Raw genomic sequence first — 20,314 nt, 5'->3', positions numbered from 1 at the left:
AATTCACTACAGCCAAGAAGGGACGGCATCCAGCCGGCCCCGTCCACCGTCGTCGCGCACCTACGGAGAAGAGACGTGTTCGCACCGAAGCCGGAACGGTCAGTCGTCGCGGTCCCTCCGCCCGGAGACGGGCCCGGATTCTGGGCGGGCGCGCCCACCGCCGTGAGCCGGGACGGATGGATCTACCTGGCCTACCGGCTGCGCCGCCCGCTCGACGAGGGGCGCGGGTACGCCGTGGAGATCGCCCGCTCGGCCGACGGCGAGCGGTTCGAACGGATCCTCACGATCATCAAGGAGGAGATGAAGACCGAGTCGCTGGAACGCCCGACGCTCGTGGCGACGCCGGAGGGCGGGTGGCGCCTCTACCTGAGCTGCGCCACCTACGGCACCAAGCACTGGCGGGTCGAGATGATCGAGGCCGCCGGACCGGCCGAGTTCGACCCCGCCGACGCGCGGGTGGTGCTGCCCGGCGACCTCAAGACCGGGGTGAAGGATCCGGTGATCCTCCATCACGGCGGCATGTGGCACCTGTGGGCGTCCTGCCATCCCCTGGAGGACCCCGCCGAGGCCGACCAGATGGTGACCGAATACGCAACCAGCGCCGACGGCGTCGAGTGGGTCTGGCAGGGGACCGCGCTCGACCGGCGGCCGGGCGAGTGGGACTCGCGCGGCGTGCGGGTGAGCGCGGTCACGTTCAGCGGCGGGACCGTCATCGCCTATTACGACGGCCGCGCGTCGGCGGAGGAGAACTACGAGGAGCGCACGGGCGTGGCCATCGGCCCCGGCCCGTCCACGCTCACCGCCACCGGAACCGCCCCCGTCGCGCAGTCGGAGCACGGCGGGGGAGGGCTGCGCTATCTGTCGATCGTGCCGGTGCCCGGCGGCCACCGCCTGTACTACGAGCTGACCCGCGCGGACGGGGCCCACGAGCTGCGCACCGAGCTGCGCTGACGAGAGGGACGGCTCCGGCGGCGCCGCGGGGAGAGCGGGCCGGGCGGGGGCCCGTGAGGGCTTGAACGGGGCCCGGGTGGGGGCCTGGGTGGGGGCTCGGACTCCGGCGGGATCACACCCCGGCGGGCGGGCCGTCCGCGTCCGGGGGCGGGGCGGCCAGCTCGGCGGCGCTCCTGAGCCTGCCGTTGCGGGCCTGCCGCTGGCCGGACGGCCGGGCTCCCACCAGGCCGCCCGAACGATCCCGGGGGCGCAGCCAGTCGCCGAAGTCCTCGCCGAAGGAGTCGCGGCCGAGCAGGTCGCGCAGCAGCGCGATGTCGGCGGCGAAGTAGGCCAGCAGCTCCTGGCGCTGCTCCCAGGTGAGAGGCCTGCGGGGCTGCCCGTCGCGCTGCAGCATCCGCTCCACCGGGGCGGTGAGCCGCTGTCCCAGCACCGGATCGCCGAGCCGGGCGAGGCGGGCCAGGATCCGGTGCGTGCGGCTGTGCCGGGGATGGGCCGTGACGTTCTCCCTGGGCACCTCGCCGACGAGGCCCTGCTCCACCCCGAGGAAGGCGCAGATGCGGTCGAGAGTGGCGGCGGGGCGGTCGACCAGGTCCCGGTAGCGGAAGATCAGCACCTGCTCGCGGGGGAACAGCGTGAACAGGTGCGACAGCTGCTCGCCGTAGCGGCCGAGGCCGACGTAGTGCCAGAACGGCGACCAGCCGTCGGCGATCCGCCGCTTCTCGGCCGCGCACGCCTCGATGACGTCGCCGATCGGCTCCAGGCCGGCCGACCACAGGTGGGTCCAGTTCGAGTGCGCGCGCTCGACGGGGTCACGCAGCGAGACGATGAGCCTCGCGTCCGGAATCGCCTCCCGGATCCGCCGCTGGGCCGCGCGATCGTACAGGTAGAAGGGGGTGGACTCACCGCGCAGCGTCCCCGGCGGCGCGTCCGCGAACAGCGCCTCGTAGTCGGCGGGCCGCCACACGTGCTCGCGGTAGGTCTCCGCGTCTCCCGGCCCGCCCTTCGCGGGGGGCGGGCCGTCGGTCAGGAAGAACTTCGGCTCTTTGACGCGGGACATGAACAGCCGGGGATGGCGGGCGAGCGCCGCGTGCAGGGCCGTGGTGCCGGCCTTCGGCACCCCGATGACCAGGAAGTCGGGCAGGGCCATGGGAGTCCTCCTACTTTCCCGATTTATTAAGTTGGTTTTGCCCCTTCCTTGCCTGAAAAATCACCCGACGTCGGTGTAGTACCACCGGAAGGCCCGTCGATGCCGTATCCGGGTGATCGGCTGGCCCTGACCCACCCGCGATCAGCCGCGTGGCGCGTACATGATCACCAGCACGCCCGCCAGGCAGACCAGCGCGCCGATGACGTCCCAGCGATCGGGCCGGAATCCGTCCACGACCATGCCCCAGGCCAGGGAACCGGCCACGAAGACACCGCCGTAGGCGGCCAGGATGCGCCCGAAGTTCGCATCCGGCTGCAGCGTGGCGACGAAGCCGTACAGGCCCAGTGCGATGACGCCGGCGCCGGCCCACAGCAGGCCGCGCTGCTCGCGTACGCCCTGCCAGATCAGCCAGGCCCCGCCGATCTCGGCGAGCGCGGCCAGGGCGAACAACAGCAGTGAACGGATGACGGTCATGTCCGGTAGTACAGCGGATTCCGGAGGAGAAGGGCTGCGCGGGTCGCCGCCGGGGGTGTGCCGGCCCGGCGGTCGTTCAGCATCCGCGGCCGCTCCCGAGATCGCACGCGAGGCGCGGCGGCGGTGCAGCCACCATATGCCCGCGGCGGCGGCGACCAGCAGCCCCGCGGCGGCCGTCAGGGTCCGCCCGGCCAGCGCGGCGCCGGCACCGGTGAGCAGCCCGGCGCCGTCGTGGTCAGCTCTCCTCGGGGGCGCGGCCTTCGGCCAGACCGGTGAACGGCAACGGGCAGCCGGGGCAGGTGCAGTGGGTCAGGCTGTCGCAGCCGGCGGTGACGACCTGGGTCAGCGCCCGGCGGATGGTGGTCAGATCGGCGAGCTTCTCGTCCACCTCGGCGATCTTGGCCTGGGCGCGGGCGCGCAGGTCGGGGGTGGGGTGGCCGCGCCGGCCGGTGTCGATCAGCTCGGCCACCTCCTGGAGGGTGAAGCCCAGCCGCTGGGCTGCTTTGATCACCGTCAGCAGGGTGACGGTCTCGGGCGGGTAGGCGCGGTGCCCGCCGGGGCTGCGCGCGGGCTCGGCGATCAGTCCGCGCCGCTCGTAGTAGCGCAGGGTCTGGAGGTTGACCCCGGCCCGCTCGGCCACCTGCCCGCTGCGCAGGTACGGCCCCTCGACGTCCTGTCTCAAGCCGGCCGTCCCGCCGCCACCGCCGCGTCCGCCCGGGCCTGGAGCGCGTCCAGCACCTCGGTCCGCTCCGGCGGCACCGCCACCTCCAGCGCCACACCGCCGCGGGCGATGCTGAGAGTGAAGGAGAAGAACGAGCAGCAGCCGGTTTCCCGTGCCGTCAGCCCGGCGGCGCGGGCGGCATTGTCCGGGCCGGGAACGAGCTCAAGGCGCAGACGCGTGCGTTCCGGCCGGGACAGGCCCCGCACCGCCTCGGCGAACAAGGCGTCGAACTCGGCCACCCGCAGCGGCCGCTCGGCGGTGGGCAGGGTGTACGCGGAGGGCGCCCATTCCCGGTCGAGGGAGATGTCGTGAGTCATGCCTCGACCGTAAGCCTGTACCTCGGTACCGGATGCAAGCACCGCGACCGGCCTTTTCGGCGCGACGCCACCGCTTCCGGCGCTCAGAGTCCGCGGAGGGCGGCCCACGCGGCCGGGCGGCGGGCGAGCGCTGCGGAGCGCCGGCCGCCGTCGGACCAGATCTCGAACCACACCTCGTTGCGGCCGCCCTCGCGGACCAGCCCCCACCGGTCGGCCAGCATGTCCAGCAGCGGCAGGCCGCGACCGCCCTGGCTCGATCCGTCCGGAAGCGGATGACCCGCGCACGGCGGTCCGGCCGAGCCGTCGTCCTCCACGCACACGCGCACGCGGTCGGGCAGGCACGAGACGGTGACGGTGAAGGTGCCGCCGTCCCCGGAACGGGAGTGGACGACCGCATTCGTCGCGATCTCGCTGGTCAGCAGCACGCAGTCGTCGTGCCGGGGGTGGCCGCGGCCGAGCGCGGCCGACACGAGCCTGCGTGCCCGTCCCACCTGGTCCCGTCCACCAGCGAGCCGGGCCACGCGGTTTCCCGCGCCGTCCCCCGAAATCTCCATGAGCCCTCCCATCGCGTGGGCGACGTGGCCGCCGAAGGAGAGGACGCACGCCCGGGCGCTCGCGATGTCACGGGAAAGTAGGAGTGTGCTTGCCCCGCTATGCCGGGAAAGCGACTTCGCCACCCTCATCATCCGGGCGGCGACCGCTGTCTCAGCGGCTGTAGTCCAGGAACAACGTGCCGTTCTTTCCCCGTCCGATTTCCGAGCAGCTTCCACGACTGGACGTCGTCGCCCTCGAACACCCGCCTGCCGTGGCCGACCACCGACGGTGCGACGACCAGCCGCAGTTCGTCGACGAGCCCGGCCCGCAGCAGCGAGCGGGCCAGTGCGATGCTGCCGTGAACGCCGATGTCGCCGCCAGCTTCCGCTTCGAGGCGTAGGCCGGGTGGAATCAGCCGAACAGTATCGCCACGTCCAGGCCGCCCCCGGGGCGCGGGTGGGCCGTCAACTGCGCGCCGTGTGCTTCGGCGACGGCCTGCACGATGACCAGGCCCAGTCCGTGGCCGTCGGCGGTGTGGGTTCGCTGGGTACCGAGTCGCTGGAACGGCTGGAAAAGCCGTCGTAGGTCCTGCGATCGTATGGTCGGGCCGGTGTTGCCGACCGACAGGCGGGCGCGACCGTTCGTGAGTTCGGTGGCGATGGTAACGTGTCCGCCGGGACCGTTGTGGTGCAGCGCGTTGTCGACCAGGTTGCCGATCATGCTGGTGATCAGGTCGGGGTCACCGCTGATCGGTGCCGGGTCCAGCGATGCCCGAACCGTGATGGCTCGCCGGGTGGCCTCCCCACGGCGCGACAGCATCACCTTCTTGGTTACGTCAGCCAGGTCGAACACTTCCCGGTGATCGAGGCCCTTCTGTCCTTCCGCCAGTGTGAGCAGGGCGTCGATCAGACGTTCCTGCCGTTCTCCGAGACCGAGTGCCTCCTCGCACGCGGCTCGCAGGCTGGCCTCGCTCGCGTCGGGGTCGGCGAGTGCGACCTGGAGTACGGCGCGCTGACCGGCCAGCGGGGTGCGCAGCTCGTGTGAGGCGTTGGCCACGAAGTTGCGCTGCGCCGCGAACGAGGAGTCCAGCCGCTCGAACAGGTCGTCGAGGGTGCGTCCCAGCTTGGTCAGCTCGTCGTCCGGGCCGCGCAGGCCGAGCCGGCGGTTGAGGTTGGTGGCCGAAATCTCCTGGGCGGTCACGGTCATGGCCCGCAGCGGGCGGAGGAAGCGCCCGGCCAGCCACCACGCGATCAGCACGGTGAGGACCACGACGATGATCGCAGTGATCACGAGCGCGGCATCGGCCCGCTGGAGGGCCGTGTCGGGAGGAGGGGCGGTGTCCCCGGCCCGCAGGCGGATCCGGTCCCTCCCGAAGAGGAAGCCGGCGAACAGCAACATCGGGACGACGACGGCCAGAACCAGGCCGGCGTACAGTGTCGTGAGCTGCGCGCGCAGGGACGGCCGGCGCAGGCGGTGCCGGGCGCGGTCGGCGCGGCCGGTCACCGTCGGGTCCGAGGCGGGACTCATCGCGGGACTCCGATCCGGTAGCCGCCCTCACGGATGGTTTCGATCACCGGCGGTTCGCCGAGTTTGGCCCGCAACCGGCGCACCGTCGTCTTGACGGTCGTGGTGAACGGGTCGGCGGCCTCGTCCCAGACCCGTTCCAGCAACTCCTCCGCGGACATGACCCGGTCACCTGCAGCGAGCAGGCATTCCAGCAGGGCGAACTCCTTCGGGGTGAGCTCCAAGCGCCGTCCGCCGCGAAAGGCCACCCGCCGGCTCGGGTCCAGGGTCAGATCCTCCGCCTGGAGGATCGGAGGCACGGCGGGCGCCGAGCGGCGCCCCAGCGCGCGCACGCGGGCCACGAGTTCGGCGAAGTCGAACGGTTTGGGCAGGTAGTCGTCGGCGCCCAAACCCAGACCCTCGACTCTGTCTCGCACGGTGCCTGCGGCGGTGAGCATCAGCACCCGCGACCCGGCGCCGCCGGCGGCGATGTGCCGGCACACGTCGTCGCCGGATGTGCCGGGCAGGTCACGGTCCAGCACCACCACGTCGTATCGGGTGCCGGCCAGGTGGGCCAGAGCGTCGTCGCCGTCGAGAACGACGTCCACCGCCATGCCCTCGCGGCGCAAGCCGGTACCGATCGTCCTGGCCAGAACCTCGAAGTCTTCGACGACCAGAACTCGCACGACCGTCCTCCTTCTCGTTGGCGGTGCCGCGTCCGGCAGGCGCGACCGCACCGCTCACGATGCCAGGGATCCGGTGTCGGCCGAGTGTCAGCCGCTGACACCCGGGCGACACCGGCCGTGCCGTACAACCATCTCCGAGAGGCGTCCACGAGAGGCACGACCCGTGAGCACGGTGTCCGTCACACGAGCGAATCCCCTTCGGAAGGATCAGACGTGAGAGATCCACGGTTGACGCGGCGTAGGTTCCTCGCCGTCACCGGTGCCGGTACGGCGGCCGGCGGACTGCTGACGGCCAGCTCGGTGGGCAGCGGCGGCGGACTGCTGACGACCGGCTCGACGGGCAGGGCCGACGCGGCCGCACGGGACCTCACCCAGGCGGTGCTCGCGGCCTTCGAGCGTCACCGGCTCGTCGCGATCGGTGAGTCACACGGCCGGCAGGAACACGGTGACGCGCAGCAGATGCTGCTCGCGGATCCGCGGTTGCCGCAGGTCGTCGACGACATCGTCGTCGAGTTCGGCAACGCGTTGTACCAGCCGATCGTTGACCGGTTCGTCGCCGGTGCGGCCGTCGACGACCACGTGTTGCGGCAGGTCTGGCGGAACACCACGCAGTCGCCCGTGGCCACCGGCGACCAGCCGATCCGTGAACAGTTCTTCCGGACCGTCCGCGCCGTCAACTGGACGCTGCCCGCGGAGCGAAGGATCCGGGTGCTGCTCGGGGATCCGCCGATCGACTGGTCCCACATCACCACCCAAGACCAAGTGGATGTCTTTCTCGCCCAGCGTGACGCCCACATGGCGTCAGTGGTGGAACGGGAAGTGCTCGCCAAGGGACGCCGGGCACTGATCTGCTACGGCAGCGGGCACGTGATGCACTCGCCGGAGCCAGGACAGAACGCCGATCACGGAGTCCCGCTGATCGAGGAACAGACCGGCCGGCACGTCTACGTGATCGTGGCCGGTAGCCATCCCCGCCTGGTGACCTGTCCACGGCGCACCGTGATCCCGTGCTCGGGCAGCTGGCTGGAATCCACCGACGCGGGACAGTTCATGGACGCGCCGCGGCTGTGCGGCGTCCCCTTGGGAAAGCTGGCCGACGCCGTGCTGTACCTGGGGCAACGGAAGGACCTGACGCAGTCGCTGTGGAACCCCGCGATCTTCCTCGACCCGGTGTACTGGGCGGAACTGCAGAGGCGCAACGCGATCAACGGGAACCTCGTCGACCTGGAAGAGTACCGGCGGCAGCAGCCGATCAGTGTGCCCGCGCCACCTCCGGTGAGCTGCGCCGCCGGCCGCGGTGACTGACAGCGGAGGCGCGGATTCACCCCAGAGTGCTGCCGCGTCCGGCAAGGTCACCGGTGACCGGATCCTGGTCGGCACCGGCCGCACCATGGTGCCCGCCGCCGGCGCGCCGGCCATGCGCGCCCAGGTCCACGACGCGGAGAAGCGACAGGGCGGCGGAACCGGTCGGTCCGGTCCCGCCGCCCCGTTTCCGTAGGTGAAGCCGGGCGGGCTCCCCGTCAGGAGTCGTGCGCGGCCGCTCCCGAAGTGGAGCCGTTCACGACGAGCACGCGCTCGCGCTCGGGCACCTCGATGGCCGGGAACGTGCCGGTGTCGACGATCCCGTGCTCCCGGAACGCCGCCTCGATCAGCGCGTACGCCTGGGGTTCGAGCTTCCACAGCGCCCGCCACTCCTTCGCCGCGAGGAGCGGGATCCCCACCTCCTGGGCGATGTCGGCGGCCCTGGGGACGTACTTGCGCGCGATCTGCTGGTCCCAGTACTGCCGTGCGGCGCGCAGCTGGGCCGCGCGCTGCGCGGTGTCGACGACGGGCGCGGGTTCCGCCGCGACGTCCTCCTCCTCGTCGTCGATCAGCTCCGCGATGGTCGGGGCGGGCAGCGCCGGAGCCGCGGGCGGCTGCTCGGGCTCGGGCGCCCAGGGCACCGGCGGGGCGAGGTCGATCAGCGCGGAGGTGTTGTAGAGCGCGCCGATCTGGGACAGCAGGGCCTCCTGCCGCTTCTCGTCCACGGCCAGGCCGGTGTACTCCACGGCCTGGTCCATCGCCTTGTCGAGCCTGGCCATCGCGACGCGCAGCTTGCGCTCGGACGCCCCGGCCTCGCGCAGCGCGCGGACCCGCTTGGCGGCCAGCGCCACCCTGGTGAGCCTGCGGTGGGCGTCCACCTCGCTCGCCGTACGGTCGCTCGCCTCGGCCAGGCCGATCCGGACCAGCACCCGCTCGGGGGTGAGCCGCCAGTTGATGCGGCCCCTGCCGGTGATGCGGACCCGTTCGATGGCCATGCCCCGCTCCCACAGCCAGGCGGCCACGAGCGGGGCGGCGAGACGGAAGACGGCCTCGGCGACGCTGCGGGCGTCCATGCTGGACAGGACGGCCGACAGGGACGTCAGCACCCACACGGCCAGGCCGTCGATGCCGGCCGAGTAGTTCTCCCGCATGTTGCGGCGCGCGCGTACGGCGCTGGTGATGACGGCGACCTCGATGAAGGCGAACAGCAGAAGCCGCAGCGGCCCGTCGAACCCGAGGACGTCGCCGGAGAAGCGCCACATGCCCTGGGCGGAGACGCCCGTGGCGATGCTGGCGGCGACGATGGTGAGAACGTCCTCGGTGGGCCGGCCCGCCGCCCAGCGGCGGAACAGGCGGATCAGGGCGCGCAGGGCGAAGAAGGCCAGGACCAGCAAGACCAGGGCGATGACGCTGATGATGACTGTTCCGACCGGATGGGCCGACACGAAGGCGGTTGATTGATCAATGGGGGGCATCAGTCACGGTCTCTCGACGTCCGACGGATTTTTCATCGAGATCATCCCAGAAGGGCGTCGTGCTGTGTGCGAAACACGCCTGCCCGTGAACACTCCGTCGCCGGAGGCCCCAACGGATGTGTGGCCGCGGCGGGACATTGACCGGCCGGGGACCGCTACGTACGTTCCAGGCAGCGTGGACCTGACGCGTCCTCAGGACGGGCATCGCCGGGAGGCGACGATGGCAGAGCAGTCCGGCACCACATGGCCCTGGCCCGACTTCCCGCCGGGTCCCTCGGGCACCCCCTCACCCGATCTCGCCCGCAGGCACGCGGAAGGCCCGATGGAGCCGGTCACCATGCCGAGCGGGGACCGTGCTCCGATGATCGTCAGGTACGAGGACGTCCGGGCCGTGCTCACGTCCCCGGCGAGCAGCCGCGCCCTGCGGGCGGCGGGACTGCCCAGGATGGTCAGCGGCACGGGCCTGGACGACGACCCGGCGGCGCTGATCAACCAGGACCCGCCCGAGCACACCCGCTACCGCCGCATCGTGCAGAGCACCTTCACCCCCCGGCACATCGAGCGCTGGCGGCCTCGCGCGGCGGCCATCGCCGGGGAGCTGCTCGACGCGGCCGGCGAGGAGTTCGACGTGGTCGCCGACTTCGCGCTGCCGCTGCCCGCCCGGGTGATCTGCGAGGTGCTCGGCGTGCCGATGGACCGGTTCGAGCAGTTCCGCGGCTGGACGGAGATGTTCCTGTCCTCGTCCGAGGCGAGCGCCGAGGCCAGGGCGGAGGGGTTCGCCGCGTTCATGGCGTACGCCGGGGACCTGGTCGCGGAGCACCGGACCAGGCCGGGCGACGACCTCATCGACCTGCTCGTCGCGGCGCGCGACGGGGAGGACGCGCTGAGCGAGGACGAGCTGACCCACATGGTGCTCACGCTGATCATGGCCGGGCACGAGACGACCGCGTCGATGATCATCCGGGGCGCGTTCCGCCTGCTGTGTCACCCCGGGCAGTACGCGGAGCTGACGGCCCGGCCCGAGCTGCTGGAATCCGCGGTGGAGGAGATCCTGCGCTACGAGGGACCGGGCGGAAACGGCCTGCTCCGGCTGGTGACGGAGGACATCGAGCTGCCCGGCGGCGCCATCCCGGCGGGGACCGTCGTGCTGCCCAACCCCTCGGCCGCCAACAACGATCCCTCGGCGTTCGACGAGCCGTCGCGGTTCGACATCCGGAGGTTCGCCGGGCCCGCGCCCAACCCGCATCTGGCGTTCGGGCACGGCCCCCACTACTGCCTGGGGGCGAACCTGGCCAGGATGGAGCTGCAGGAGGCGTTCCGCGCCCTGGTCGCGCGGCTGCCGGGACTGCGTCCGCAGGAGGACCTCGCGGCCGTGCGGTGGACCGACGACGGCCTGATCCACCGGCCGCGGCGGCTCCTGGTCAAGGCCGGCTGAGCTCTCGGCAAGGCGCGGCGAGCCAGGCGTCCACCTCGCGGCGCAGGGCGTGCTTGGTCTCCTCGGGGGCGAACGACGCGTCGATGGAGGCTCGGGCGAGCCCGGCCAGCACCGCGTCGTCGTAGCCGAAGGCGTCCGCGACCCTCGCGTACTCCTCCGACAGGCTGGTCCCGATGTTCGACGGGATGTCGGTGTTGAGCGTGACGATCAGCCCCGCCTCGCGCAGCCGGGGGAGCGGGTGGGCGGCCATGCCGTTCACGATGCCGAGCGCGACGTTGGACGACGGGCACACCTCCAGCGCGATGCCCCGATCGCGTACCTCCGCCGTCAGGTCCGGGTCCTCCAGTACGCGGATGCCGTGGCCCAGGCGTTCGGCGCGCCCCACCGTGATCGCCTCGCGGACGCTGTCCGGGCCCTCGCACTCGCCCGCGTGATGCACGACGTGGACCCCCGCGTCCGTCGCGGCGGCGAACACCTCGGCGAACGGCGCCAGCGGGTAGGACTCCTCCCCGGCCACGCCCACGCCGATCACGCCGTCTCCGGCGTACCGCGTGGCGAGTTGCACCGTGCGCCGGGCGCGCTCGACCGAGCGCCGCCGCGAATGGTCGAGCAGCACCCGGCACTCGACGCCGTACGCCGCCCCGCCCTCGGCGAGACCGGCGAGCACGGCCTCCAGCGGCATCTCGAGGTCGCCGAGCCGCTCCCCGTGCGCGGCCGCGGTGAAGGTGACCTCCGCCCACCGGGTGCCCTGGGCCGCCTCGTCCGCGCAGAACTCCACGGCGATGCGGTGGAAGTCCTCCGGCCTGAGCAGGCACTCCCGCACGAGCGCGTTGTGGTCGGCGAACTGGCGGAAGCCGTCGAAGGGGACGTTCGCGGCCAGTGCCGGCACGGGCCTGCCGTTGGCCGTGGCGATCTCCGCCAGGGTGTCCGGCCGCACCGTGCTCTCCAGGTGGACGTGCAGGTGGGCCTTGGGCAGCAGGGCGAGATCGCGCACGGCCGTAAGGGTAGACACCGCCGGCCGGTCGCCGCACGCCGATTTCGCGGGGGCCGGAGCCGGAGCCGGGGCCGAGGCCGGGGGTGGGGGGCCGCGCCGGCCCGGCATCCTGTGCACGGCCGGCGCGCCGGTCAGAGCCCCAGTGTGTGGTCGTTGATTCGGCCGGCGCGGCGGTCGATCGTCCGGCCCCGCGCCGCTCAGATGTCCAGGTCGAGGCGGGCGATGGGCTCCACGAGCTCCTCCTCCTCGTAGCGCAGGTGCGAGAGCAGCACGTCCGACAGCAGGTCCACCTGGTCGCGTACGCCGTCGAGCCGGTCCGGGTCCTCGATCATGGCGACGAGGGCGGCGTCCAGCTCCGTCAGCACCCCGGCGATGACCTCGTGCTCCTGCTCCAGGCGGGCCACGACCGGCGCCAGCGACTCCTGCGCCGCGGTCAGCATCGGGAACATGTGCTCGTCCTCGATGGTGTGGTGGGTGGTCAGCAGACGGCAGTACGACGCGCAGAACGTGCCGAGGGTCCAGTAGTTCTGCCGCATGGTGAGCTGGTTGATCATCGAGCGGAGCGCCGCGGCGTCGGAGCGGCCCGCGGCGACCTGCCCCAGGGCGTCCCTGATCTGGGTCAGCTCCCGGCGCAGGTGATCGTGGATGAGCACGAGCCGCCGGCCGTTCGCCTGCTGCTGCGGCGTGAGCGCGGCGATGTCCCGCTTGGGCAGCCGGGGCCGGGTGGCATCGTCGAGTCCCGTGCCGAGTCCCGGGCCGGGCCCCTTGCCGGGCGCCGCCCCCGCCGGTGTCCCGCCCGCGATCTCGACCGGCCTTCCGGCGTCGGACCGCGTCGCCCGCCCGCGCTCCCGCGCCACCGCCTCGCGTACGGCGGGGGCGACCTCCTCGGCGAATACCTTGAGGTCCCTGTCGTCGTCGACGGCGAGCACGAACACACTCATGCCGTGACGGAGCGCGAGCTCGGTGAGCTGCCCGGCCCATACGACCGGCGGACCGTCGAGGAAGCCCTCCCCGGCGACGCCGGAGAACCGGCCCTCGATGTTGTAGGCGCGGCGGATCCCGGCGGGATCGCGCCCGGCCCGCTCGGCCGCCGCGTCCAGGATCTCGCTCATCGCGCCCAGCTCGCCCGGCGCGGCGTACCCGGACGAGGGCACCCAGCCGTCGCCGAGCCGCCCGGTCAGCTCCAGCATGCGCCGCTTGTAGGCGCCGAGCCACAGCCCGATCGGATGCGGAGGGAACGGCCCCGGCCGCGCGCCCTCGAGCCGGTAGTGCCTGCCGTCGAACCGTACGTCCTCGCCCGGCGTCCACAGCGCGCGCAGGACCGCGACGGCCTCCTCCAGCGCGTCCACGGCCTCGCCCGGGCTGTGGCGCGGGCCGCCCATGGCCGCGATGCCGTCCCAGAACGCCCCGGATCCGAGGCCCAGCTCGACCCGGCCCCCGCTCAGGATGTCGAGGGACGCGGCGGCCCTGGCGAGCACCGCCGGCGGACGCAGCGGCAGGTTCACCACGTCGGGGAACAGCCGCACCCGCTCGGTGCGCCCCGCGAGCGCCGACAGCAGCGTCCAGGTGTCCAGGAACGACGGCAGGTACGGGTGGTCCTGGATGCCGATGATGTCGAGCCCGATCTCGTCGGCGAGCACGGCCTGCCGGACGATCCGGTGGTGTCCCGCCGCGTCGGGCGTGAGAAACGCCCCGAACCACAGCTCATGTCCGAAGTCGGCCATTAATTCGCTACCTTTCCGCGTCCCGGACCGGGAGCCTACCTTTGTGACAAGATCCGGCGACATGACCCTGACGTCCCCCGGCGGCACCGTGCTGTCGGTCGTCATCGGCTCGCGCGCGTACGGGCTGGAGACCGAGGAGTCGGACGTCGACAGGCGGGGCGTGTTCGTGACGCCCACCCCAATGTTCTGGCGGCTCGACAAGCCGCCGGATCATGTGGAGGGGCCGCTGCCCGAGCAGTTCTCGTGGGAGGTAGAGCGGTTCTGCGTGCTCGCGCTGGAGGGCAACCCGGTCGTGCTGGAGTGCCTGTGGTCGCCGCTGGTGGATCTGGCGACACCGGTGGGCGAGCGGCTGCTGGCGATGCGCCGGGCGTTCCTGTCCGGGAAGGCCGAGCGGGCGTTCGCGGGATCGGCCGCACGGCAGTTCCGCCGTCTCGGGCCGGAGGACCCGCCCCGGGCGGGCGGCGACGTCAGGCGGTGGAAGATGGCGATGCACATGATCCGGCTGCTGCTGAGCGCCGTCCACCTGGCCCGGCACGGGGAGCCGCTGATCGACGTGCGCGCCCACCGCGACCGGCTGCTCGCCGTACGGCGGGGGGAGACGTCCTGGCCCGGCGTGCTGGAGTGGCGCGGACGGCTGCTGGCCGAGCTGGACGACCGGGCCGGCGGCGCGCTGCCCGCGCGGCCGGACCGGGCGGCCGTCGAGGAGTTCCTGATCGACGTGCGGAGGCGGGCCCTGTGACGGCGACGGAGGGGAAGGCGCCGTACGACCGGGAGGGAAGGTGCCGCGACCGCGGCGGAAGAGGAGGCGTCGTGACCGCGATGGGAGGGGAAACGCCGTGACCGTCGTCCTGCCGTCCTGGCTGCCCGAGGTCGCCGCGGGCGAGCGGCACCCGCTGGCGTTCGCCACAGTGAGCGGCGCGCACCTGTACGGGTTCCCTTCGGTGGATTCCGACGTCGACCTGCGCGGCGTGCACGTGCTGCCGGCCGAGGATGTCGTCGGCCTGCGCACCGGCGAGGAGACCGTGACCCGATCGTGGACGCGCGACGGCGTGGAGGTCGATCTCGTGACCCACGACCTCGCCAAGTTCTGCCGGCTGCTGCTCGGCCGCAACGGCTATGTGCTGGAGCAGCTTCTGTCGCCGCTGGTCGTGGCCACCTCCCCGGTGCACCAGGAGATGCGCGCCCTCGCGCGGGGCTGCCTGACCCGGCACCACGCCCACCACTATCTCGGTTTCGCGCGCACCCAGCGGCGGCTGTTCGACCGTACGGCGGAGCTGAAGCCGCTGCTCTACGCGTTCCGGGTGCTGCTGACGGGCATCCATCTCATGCGCACGGGCGAGCTCGTCGCCGACCTCACCCTGCTCCTCGACGGCGGGCCGTCGTACCTGCCCGGCCTGGTGGAGGCCAAGCGGGCGGCCGAGCACGGCGGGCTGCCCGGTGGCGCACCCGGGCGGGAGCGGCTCGCGGCCGACCTCGACGCGCTCACCGCACGCCTGGAGGACGCCCGGGACGCGTCCGCGCTGCCGGACGCCCCGTCGGCCCACGAGGCCCTGAACGACCTGGTCGTACGGACCCGCCTCGTGAGACCCTGACCGGTGGAATTCGTGAGACGCTGACCGGTGAGACAGCAAGGGGGACACGCGAACTTCGCGGGGTGCCGCCCCACATCGCGGAGCCGTCGCGGATAATGGGCCAAGCCGCCATCATCCCAGGAGAACGCTTTGACCACCCAGTTCGGCAAAGACAACCTCGACCTGGCCACCAGCGCGCAGGAAGTGGCCGACAGCGCGCCCACCGGATCGCTGCGCCACGCGGCCGCCAAGTCGGTCGCGATCACCTTCGCCACGACCCGTGACGCCGCTCAGGCACGCGACACCCTGAACGGCATCTCGCCCGACGACGTACGGCAGGCGGCGCTGGAGCTCTTCGACGAGCTGTCCGCCCGCGCCGACTGACCCTCTCAGCCCACGTCCGCCGCGGCGTCCGGCGCCGGCCCCGGAGGAACCGGGGTGGGCGCCGCGGCCGAGGCGGGCTCGGCGGGCCGGCCCGGAGGCCGGGTGTCGACCGTCTCCGGGTCGGAGCCGCCGAGCCGTGCGTAGCTCGCCGAGATCCGGGCGAGCTCGTGCGGAGGGATGACGGAGTCGATCGAGTCGAAGCCGTCGGGGGCGCGTTCGTCGGCGATGTCGATGACGACCTCCGGCCCCATCCGGCGGCCGGCCTCCTGCAGGGCCGTCGTCCGGGGCCTGCGCACGCTCTCGTACGCGGCCAGCGCGGCCGCGAGATCGCCGTGCCCGGCGAGCGCCGCCGACAGGACCGTGGCGTCGACGATGGACTGCGTCGGCGCCGTTGATCCAAGGGATACATGGCGTGCGCGGCGTCACCGAGCAAATGAGCTGGCCGAACCGGTTGTAGAACGACAGGCTGCCCGTCTCCTTGGCCACGTCGAGCAACCGGCCGCCGAGACCGGGCTCGTCGAGCTCGCGCACGGCGTTGGGCAGGATGTTCAGCCCCACCCCGATCGGTTCGATGGTGGTCGCCGCTTCCAGCAGCGTGACGTCGGTGAGGCCCACGGCGTGCAGGCTCAGCGCCGTCGTCAACCCTCCGATGCCCGCGCCCGCGATGACGATCCTGGCGCGTGTCATGCGCGCGTCCCCCCGCAAACGGGAATGTCGCTCGTTCGCACCGTCGTCTCCAACGCTCGGGTTATGCCGAGGGAGAGAAGAGGATAAGTTCGGAATATGTGACCGGGCATCGATTTCCGGACCGCCGGAAATCGGCGGCGCCCAGGTCCGCGCTTATCGCCCCGGAAATATCGTCGGCATACGACGAGAGGCCAGGTCCCGACACCGGGATCTGGCCTCTCATGCCGATGCTTGGTGGTGGGCGATACTGGGATTGAACCAGTGACCTCTTCCGTGTCAGGGAAGCGCTCTCCCGCTGAGCTAATCGCCCTTGGACGTACCAAGAGGTGGAGACGGGATTTGAACCCGTGTACGCGGCTTTGCAGGCCGCTGCCTCGCCTCTCGGCCACTCCACCGTGTCAAGCCGCACAGTGTCAAGCTCCGAGCGGAAGACGGGATTCGAACCCGCGACCCTCACCTTGGCAAGGTGATGCTCTACCACTGAGCCACTTCCGCGTCCCCGGCTCTGTCCGGCCGGGCTCACGGGAAGACTTTATCCAATCTCCCGCCGACTCCCCAAATCAGCGGCGTTCCCCCTGCTCACACCGCGAGCTCCGGCCGATGCTTCCAGCTCGGTCGAACCGTCCCCGCGTTAGCGTCGGAGTATGACCGTCACGCCTGACCGCATGTACGCCGCGATCCCCGGCGCCGCCCGGGAGCCCGGAACGGCCGGGATCGCGGGAAGCGCCGAGATCGCCGGGAGCATCGAGACCCCGGGGAGCACCGGGGCCACGGGAGACGCCGAGATCGCGGGGGACGCCGACATCGCCCCGGTCGCGGCCCTGATCGCGGACGGCGCCCGCGCCGCCATGCTGACCGCGCTGCTCGACGGCAGGGCGCTGGCGGCGGGGGAGCTGGCCAGGATCGCGGGCGTGAGCGCTCCCACCGCGAGCTCCCATCTGGCCCGGCTCCTCGACGGGGGTCTGGTCACCGTGGTGAAACAGGGGCGGCATCGCTACTACCGCCTCGCCGGTCCCGACGTCGCCCGCACTCTGGAGGTGCTGGCCCGGATCAGCGGGCGCGTCGCCGTACGGTCCCTGCGGCAGTCGCGGCAGGCCCGTCTGCTGCGGGAGGCGCGCAGCTGCTACGACCACCTCGCCGGCCGGGTGGGGGTCGAACTGTACGACGCGCTGGTGCGCGACGGGCGCCTGGTCGAGGCCGACGGCGGCTGTCTGCTGACCGTGAGCGGGGCCGAGGCGCTGACGGAGCTCGGCGTGGACGTGGAGCGGGTGCGCCGCGCCCGCCGCAGGTTCGCCCCCGACTGCCTGGACTGGCTGGAGCGCCGGCCGCACCTGGGCGGGGCGCTCGGTGCCGCGGTCCTGGACCGGCTCCTGGCCAGGGAGTGGCTGGTGCGTGGCACGGTGCCCAGGGCTCTGCGGCTCACCGGTGCGGGACGGGAAGGGCTGGAGAGGCTTTTCGGGTGTAAGGACCTAAGCTGATATACGCTGGTTACCCGCTACGCGCGCACGCGCGAACGGGTACGACGTGATGGAGTGGGACGATGCACGACAACGAGGTCGTGGCCGTCGGTCCCGGGCCGCTCGCCTTCGACGACGTGGTCCGGGTCGCGAGATACGGCGCGCGGGCCGGCCTGACGGACGACGCGATCGCCGAGATGGCGGCCTCACGGGGGCGGGTCGAGGAGCTCGCGGAGGCCGACACCCCGGCCTACGGCGTCTCCACCGGGTTCGGCGCCCTCGCCACGCGGCACATCGATCCCTCGCTGCGCGGCCGGCTCCAGCGCAGCCTCATCCGCTCGCACGCGGCCGGTTCCGGGCCCGAGGTGGAGACCGAGGTCGTCCGGGCCATGATGCTGTTGCGCCTGCGCACGCTCGCCACCGGGCACACCGGCGTGCGCCCGGCCACCGCCCGGGTGCTGGAGTCCCTGCTGAACGCCCGGCTCACCCCGGTCGTCCACGAGTACGGCAGCCTCGGCTGTTCCGGAGACCTCGCCCCGCTCGCCCACGTCGCTCTGACGATCATGGGGGAGGGCGTCGTACGGGACGCGGAGGGACGCCTGCGGCCCGCCGCCGAGGCGCTCAAGGAAGCCGGAGTGGAGCCCGTCGAGCTGGCAGCCAAGGAGGGGCTCGCCCTGATCAACGGCACCGACGGCATGCTCGGCATGCTGGTGCTCGCGCTGCACGACCTGTCCCGGCTCCTCACGACCGCCGACATCAGCGCCGCGATGAGCGTGGAGGCGCTGCTCGGCACCGACTACGTGTTCGCGGCCGACCTGCAGGCGCTGCGGCCCCACCCGGGCCAGGCCCTGGCGGCGGCGAACATGCGGACGCTGCTCGCGGGCTCCGGCGTGATGGCCTCCCACCGCGACGGCTCCTGCACCCGCGTCCAGGACGCCTACTCCCTGCGCTGCGCCCCCCAGGTCGCCGGCGCCGCCAGGGACACCCTCGCCCACGCCTCCGCCGTCGCCGCCCGCGAGATCGCCAGCGCGATCGACAACCCCGTGGTGCTCGCCGACGGGCGGGTGGAGTCCAACGGCAACTTCCACGGCGCTCCCGTGGCGTACGTCCTGGACTTCCTGGCAATCGCGGCGGCCGACCTCGCCTCGATCGCCGAACGGCGCACCGACCGCATGCTCGACGTGGCCCGCAGCCACGGCCTTCCGGCGTTCCTGGCCGACGACCCGGGGGTCGACTCCGGGCACATGATCGCGCAGTACACCCAGGCGGCGATCGTGTCCGAGCTCAAGCGGCTCGCGGCGCCGGCGAGCGTGGACTCGATCCCGAGCTCCGCCATGCAGGAGGACCACGTCTCGATGGGCTGGTCGGCGGGCCGCAAGCTGCGGCGGGCCGTCGACGGGCTCACCCGCGTGCTCGCGATCGAACTGCTGACCGCCGCCCGGGCGCTCGACCTGCGCAGGCCGTACGCGCCCGCGCCGGGGACGGGCGCGGTCGTCGCGGCGCTGCGTGAGTCCGTGGCGGGGCAGGGGGCCGACCGCTTCCTCGCGCCGGAGATCGAGGCGGTCGTCCGGCTCGTCGAGAGCGGCGCGGTGGTCACCGCCGCCGAGTCCGCGGTCGGTCCCCTGGCGTAGGGCCTCAGAGGGCGGCGACCACCTCGATCTCGATCACCAGCCCGGGCCGGAACAGCCGTCCGACCTCCACGGTGGTGCTGGCGGGCGGCTCGCCGGTGATGAACCGGCTGCGCACCGCGGCGTACTCGGGCAGCCGGTCCATGTCGGTCAGGAACGTCCTGATGTGCAGGATCCGGTCGAACGACGAGCCCTGGTCGGCCAGGATCCGGCCCAGGTTCTCCATCACGACCTCGGACTGCCGGGTCATGTCGCCCTCGCCGACGACCTTCCCGTCCTCGTCCAGCGCCACCTGCCCGGACACGAACAGCAGGTCGCCGAGGCGTACGGCGTGGGAGTAGTAGCCGTTGGTCGCCGGGACGGAGGCCGGGTTGACCGCCCGCACCTCCTGCCGCCCGGGGGTCTGCGCCGTCCGGGACGCCGCGAACGGGACGACGGCGGTCAGGTCGTGCCCCGCCAGCCCGTCCGCGACCGCCCCCGCGAGCAGGTCACGGGCGGCGGCGGTCACCGTCTGGCGGCTCCCCGGCCCCTCCGTGGCGAGCCGCAGGTCCTTGACGGCCAGGCCGAGGGCGTAGCTCGTCTCGAACGGGCCCGACTCGACCACGGGCCGCAGCCGCTGCGCCAGCCCGGCCAGCGGCGTCGCCCCGAGGACGTCCAGGAGGGCGGTGCGGCCGACCCCGAGGGCGTCCGCGTACGCCAGCGTCTCCGCCAGCCCCACCTGGGCGGTCACCAGCGCGCTCATCACGGCGAGCTTGGTCGCGGCGCCCGCTCCCGGCCCGCCGGCCTCGTGGACCGTCCCGAAGACCCGCAGCACGTCCGACACCCGGTCGAGGTCCTCTCTACGGCCCCCCGCGAGCACGACCAGCGTTCCCTCGGCGGCCGGACCCACGCTGCCGAGCACGGGCGCGTCGACCAGGCTCACGCCCTCGGGGAGCAGGCCACGCAGCCGTTCCACCGCGTCGGGACCGATCGTGGACATCTCCACCAGCACCGACCCCGGCCGCAGCCCCGGCAGCGCCGCCCGCACCACCTCGGACACCGCGCCGGGATCGCTGAGCATGGTGATCACGATGTCCGCGTCGGCGGCGGCCGCGGCGGGGGAGGGGGCCGCCTCCGCGCCCGGCACGTCCCGTGGCGTACGGTTCCACACGGCCACCTTGTGACCGGCGGCGACGAGGCGTCCGGCCATTGGGACACCCATGCGCCCCAAACCAAGAAAAGCAATCATGTCCTGGACATTATGGGAGGAAAAAGCCATTCCACCAGCGACTAGATTGCATGGCACCCATTCCCATCGCTCATGGGTGCCTTCTTCCATGGTCGC

The 20,314-nt window shown here is 72.6% G+C and carries 21 protein-coding genes and 3 tRNA genes; 8 read left to right on the top strand and 16 right to left on the bottom strand.

Going from position 1 to position 20,314, the window contains the following annotated elements:
* Window positions 1–75 precede the first annotated feature (75 nt).
* Window positions 76–951 (top strand): hypothetical protein, encoded by an 876-nt coding sequence (locus ACQPZZ_RS25710; protein WP_432923011.1) that lies wholly within the window; start codon window positions 76–78, stop codon window positions 949–951.
* A 112-nt stretch (window positions 952–1,063) separates the two neighbouring features.
* On the opposite strand, the gene ACQPZZ_RS25705 is transcribed toward ACQPZZ_RS25710, so the two are convergent.
* The 8 genes from ACQPZZ_RS25705 to ACQPZZ_RS25670 all read right to left on the bottom strand — a co-directional run bounded on the left by ACQPZZ_RS25705 (window position 1,064) and on the right by ACQPZZ_RS25670 (window position 6,333).
* A complete protein-coding gene (locus tag ACQPZZ_RS25705) occupies window positions 1,064–2,098 on the bottom strand; it encodes a sulfotransferase family protein (RefSeq protein WP_432923008.1) in 1,035 nt (344 codons plus the stop codon).
* A 141-nt stretch (window positions 2,099–2,239) separates the two neighbouring features.
* Complete coding sequence (locus tag ACQPZZ_RS25700; RefSeq protein WP_363640096.1) at window positions 2,240–2,572, bottom strand: YnfA family protein; 333 nt, start codon at window positions 2,570–2,572, stop codon at window positions 2,240–2,242.
* 235 nt (window positions 2,573–2,807) lie between these two features.
* On the bottom strand, window positions 2,808–3,254 hold the full coding sequence (locus ACQPZZ_RS25695; RefSeq protein ID WP_432923005.1) for a MerR family transcriptional regulator: 447 nt from the start codon (window positions 3,252–3,254) through the stop codon (window positions 2,808–2,810).
* On the bottom strand, window positions 3,251–3,610 hold the full coding sequence (locus ACQPZZ_RS25690; RefSeq protein WP_432923002.1) for a hypothetical protein: 360 nt from the start codon (window positions 3,608–3,610) through the stop codon (window positions 3,251–3,253). Before ACQPZZ_RS25690 ends, ACQPZZ_RS25695 begins: the two co-directional genes overlap by 4 nt.
* 83 nt (window positions 3,611–3,693) lie before the next feature.
* Window positions 3,694–4,164 (bottom strand): ATP-binding protein, encoded by a 471-nt coding sequence (locus ACQPZZ_RS25685; protein WP_432922999.1) that lies wholly within the window; start codon window positions 4,162–4,164, stop codon window positions 3,694–3,696.
* A 128-nt stretch (window positions 4,165–4,292) separates the two neighbouring features.
* Window positions 4,293–4,478 carry a dihydrofolate reductase family protein gene (locus ACQPZZ_RS25680; RefSeq protein WP_432934537.1) on the bottom strand — a complete coding sequence of 62 codons (186 nt, stop codon included), beginning with the start codon at window positions 4,476–4,478 and terminating at the stop codon, window positions 4,293–4,295.
* Between the two features lie 77 nt (window positions 4,479–4,555).
* The gene (locus ACQPZZ_RS25675; protein ID WP_432922996.1) at window positions 4,556–5,671 is read right to left on the bottom strand and encodes a sensor histidine kinase; all 1,116 of its coding nucleotides are present in this window, start codon (window positions 5,669–5,671) and stop codon (window positions 4,556–4,558) included.
* A complete protein-coding gene (locus ACQPZZ_RS25670; protein WP_432922993.1) occupies window positions 5,668–6,333 on the bottom strand; it encodes a response regulator transcription factor in 666 nt (221 codons plus the stop codon). Before ACQPZZ_RS25670 ends, ACQPZZ_RS25675 begins: the two co-directional genes overlap by 4 nt.
* A 213-nt stretch (window positions 6,334–6,546) precedes the next feature.
* Between ACQPZZ_RS25670 and ACQPZZ_RS25665 the strand changes: the two genes are divergently transcribed.
* Window positions 6,547–7,638, top strand: a complete 1,092-nt coding sequence (locus ACQPZZ_RS25665; protein WP_432922990.1) for a hypothetical protein — start codon at window positions 6,547–6,549, stop codon at window positions 7,636–7,638.
* Window positions 7,639–7,853: 215 nt separating this feature from the next.
* Here ACQPZZ_RS25665 and ACQPZZ_RS25660 read toward each other — a convergent pair whose 3' ends face one another.
* Complete coding sequence (locus ACQPZZ_RS25660) at window positions 7,854–9,080, bottom strand: hypothetical protein (RefSeq protein ID WP_432922987.1); 1,227 nt, start codon at window positions 9,078–9,080, stop codon at window positions 7,854–7,856.
* 250 nt (window positions 9,081–9,330) lie between these two features.
* On the opposite strand from ACQPZZ_RS25660, the gene ACQPZZ_RS25655 reads away from it, so the two are divergent.
* On the top strand, window positions 9,331–10,545 hold the full coding sequence (locus tag ACQPZZ_RS25655; RefSeq protein ID WP_432922984.1) for a cytochrome P450: 1,215 nt from the start codon (window positions 9,331–9,333) through the stop codon (window positions 10,543–10,545).
* On the opposite strand, the gene add is transcribed toward ACQPZZ_RS25655, so the two are convergent.
* Both add and ACQPZZ_RS25645 read right to left on the bottom strand, forming a co-directional pair.
* Window positions 10,532–11,539: an adenosine deaminase gene (add, locus tag ACQPZZ_RS25650; RefSeq protein ID WP_432922981.1), complete on the bottom strand. Its 1,008-nt coding sequence runs from the start codon at window positions 11,537–11,539 to the stop codon at window positions 10,532–10,534. The genes ACQPZZ_RS25655 and add overlap by 14 nt on opposite strands.
* A gap of 197 nt (window positions 11,540–11,736) precedes the next feature.
* Window positions 11,737–13,263 (bottom strand): LLM class flavin-dependent oxidoreductase, encoded by a 1,527-nt coding sequence (locus ACQPZZ_RS25645; RefSeq protein WP_432922978.1) that lies wholly within the window; start codon window positions 13,261–13,263, stop codon window positions 11,737–11,739.
* 61 nt (window positions 13,264–13,324) lie between these two features.
* On the opposite strand from ACQPZZ_RS25645, the gene ACQPZZ_RS25640 reads away from it, so the two are divergent.
* From ACQPZZ_RS25640 to ACQPZZ_RS25630, 3 genes are all read left to right on the top strand, one after another.
* Window positions 13,325–14,002, top strand: coding sequence for a nucleotidyltransferase domain-containing protein (locus ACQPZZ_RS25640; RefSeq protein WP_432922976.1), 678 nt, complete (start codon window positions 13,325–13,327; stop codon window positions 14,000–14,002).
* Between the two features lie 97 nt (window positions 14,003–14,099).
* Window positions 14,100–14,855, top strand: coding sequence for a nucleotidyltransferase domain-containing protein (locus tag ACQPZZ_RS25635; protein ID WP_432922973.1), 756 nt, complete (start codon window positions 14,100–14,102; stop codon window positions 14,853–14,855).
* 129 nt (window positions 14,856–14,984) lie between these two features.
* Complete coding sequence (locus ACQPZZ_RS25630; RefSeq protein ID WP_363640128.1) at window positions 14,985–15,218, top strand: hypothetical protein; 234 nt, start codon at window positions 14,985–14,987, stop codon at window positions 15,216–15,218.
* Window positions 15,219–15,223: 5 nt separating this feature from the next.
* On the opposite strand, the gene ACQPZZ_RS25625 is transcribed toward ACQPZZ_RS25630, so the two are convergent.
* The 4 genes from ACQPZZ_RS25625 to ACQPZZ_RS25610 all read right to left on the bottom strand — a co-directional run bounded on the left by ACQPZZ_RS25625 (window position 15,224) and on the right by ACQPZZ_RS25610 (window position 16,400).
* Entirely contained in the window at window positions 15,224–15,514 is a 291-nt protein-coding gene (locus tag ACQPZZ_RS25625; RefSeq protein ID WP_432922969.1) for a hypothetical protein, read from the bottom strand.
* Window positions 15,515–16,140: 626 nt separating this feature from the next.
* Window positions 16,141–16,215: transfer RNA gene (locus ACQPZZ_RS25620), tRNA-Val, on the bottom strand.
* A 14-nt stretch (window positions 16,216–16,229) separates the two neighbouring features.
* Window positions 16,230–16,300: transfer RNA gene (locus ACQPZZ_RS25615), tRNA-Cys, on the bottom strand.
* Between the two features lie 28 nt (window positions 16,301–16,328).
* Window positions 16,329–16,400, bottom strand: a tRNA-Gly gene (locus ACQPZZ_RS25610).
* Between the two features lie 149 nt (window positions 16,401–16,549).
* On the opposite strand from ACQPZZ_RS25610, the gene ACQPZZ_RS25605 reads away from it, so the two are divergent.
* Complete coding sequence (locus ACQPZZ_RS25605) at window positions 16,550–17,383, top strand: ArsR/SmtB family transcription factor (protein ID WP_432922966.1); 834 nt, start codon at window positions 16,550–16,552, stop codon at window positions 17,381–17,383.
* Window positions 17,384–17,445: 62 nt separating this feature from the next.
* Window positions 17,446–18,993 carry a histidine ammonia-lyase gene (gene hutH, locus ACQPZZ_RS25600; protein WP_432922963.1) on the top strand — a complete coding sequence of 516 codons (1,548 nt, stop codon included), beginning with the start codon at window positions 17,446–17,448 and terminating at the stop codon, window positions 18,991–18,993.
* A gap of 4 nt (window positions 18,994–18,997) precedes the next feature.
* On the opposite strand, the gene ACQPZZ_RS25595 is transcribed toward hutH, so the two are convergent.
* Complete coding sequence (locus ACQPZZ_RS25595) at window positions 18,998–20,218, bottom strand: NAD(P)-binding domain-containing protein (protein ID WP_432922960.1); 1,221 nt, start codon at window positions 20,216–20,218, stop codon at window positions 18,998–19,000.
* Window positions 20,219–20,314 lie beyond the last annotated feature (96 nt).

It is taken from the genome of Microbispora sp. CA-135349 (genome assembly GCF_050947365.1).
Lineage (GTDB): Bacteria > Actinomycetota > Actinomycetes > Streptosporangiales > Streptosporangiaceae > Microbispora.
Note: the sequence above shows the minus strand (reverse complement) of the source record. Positions and strands in the feature narration are given on the sequence as shown.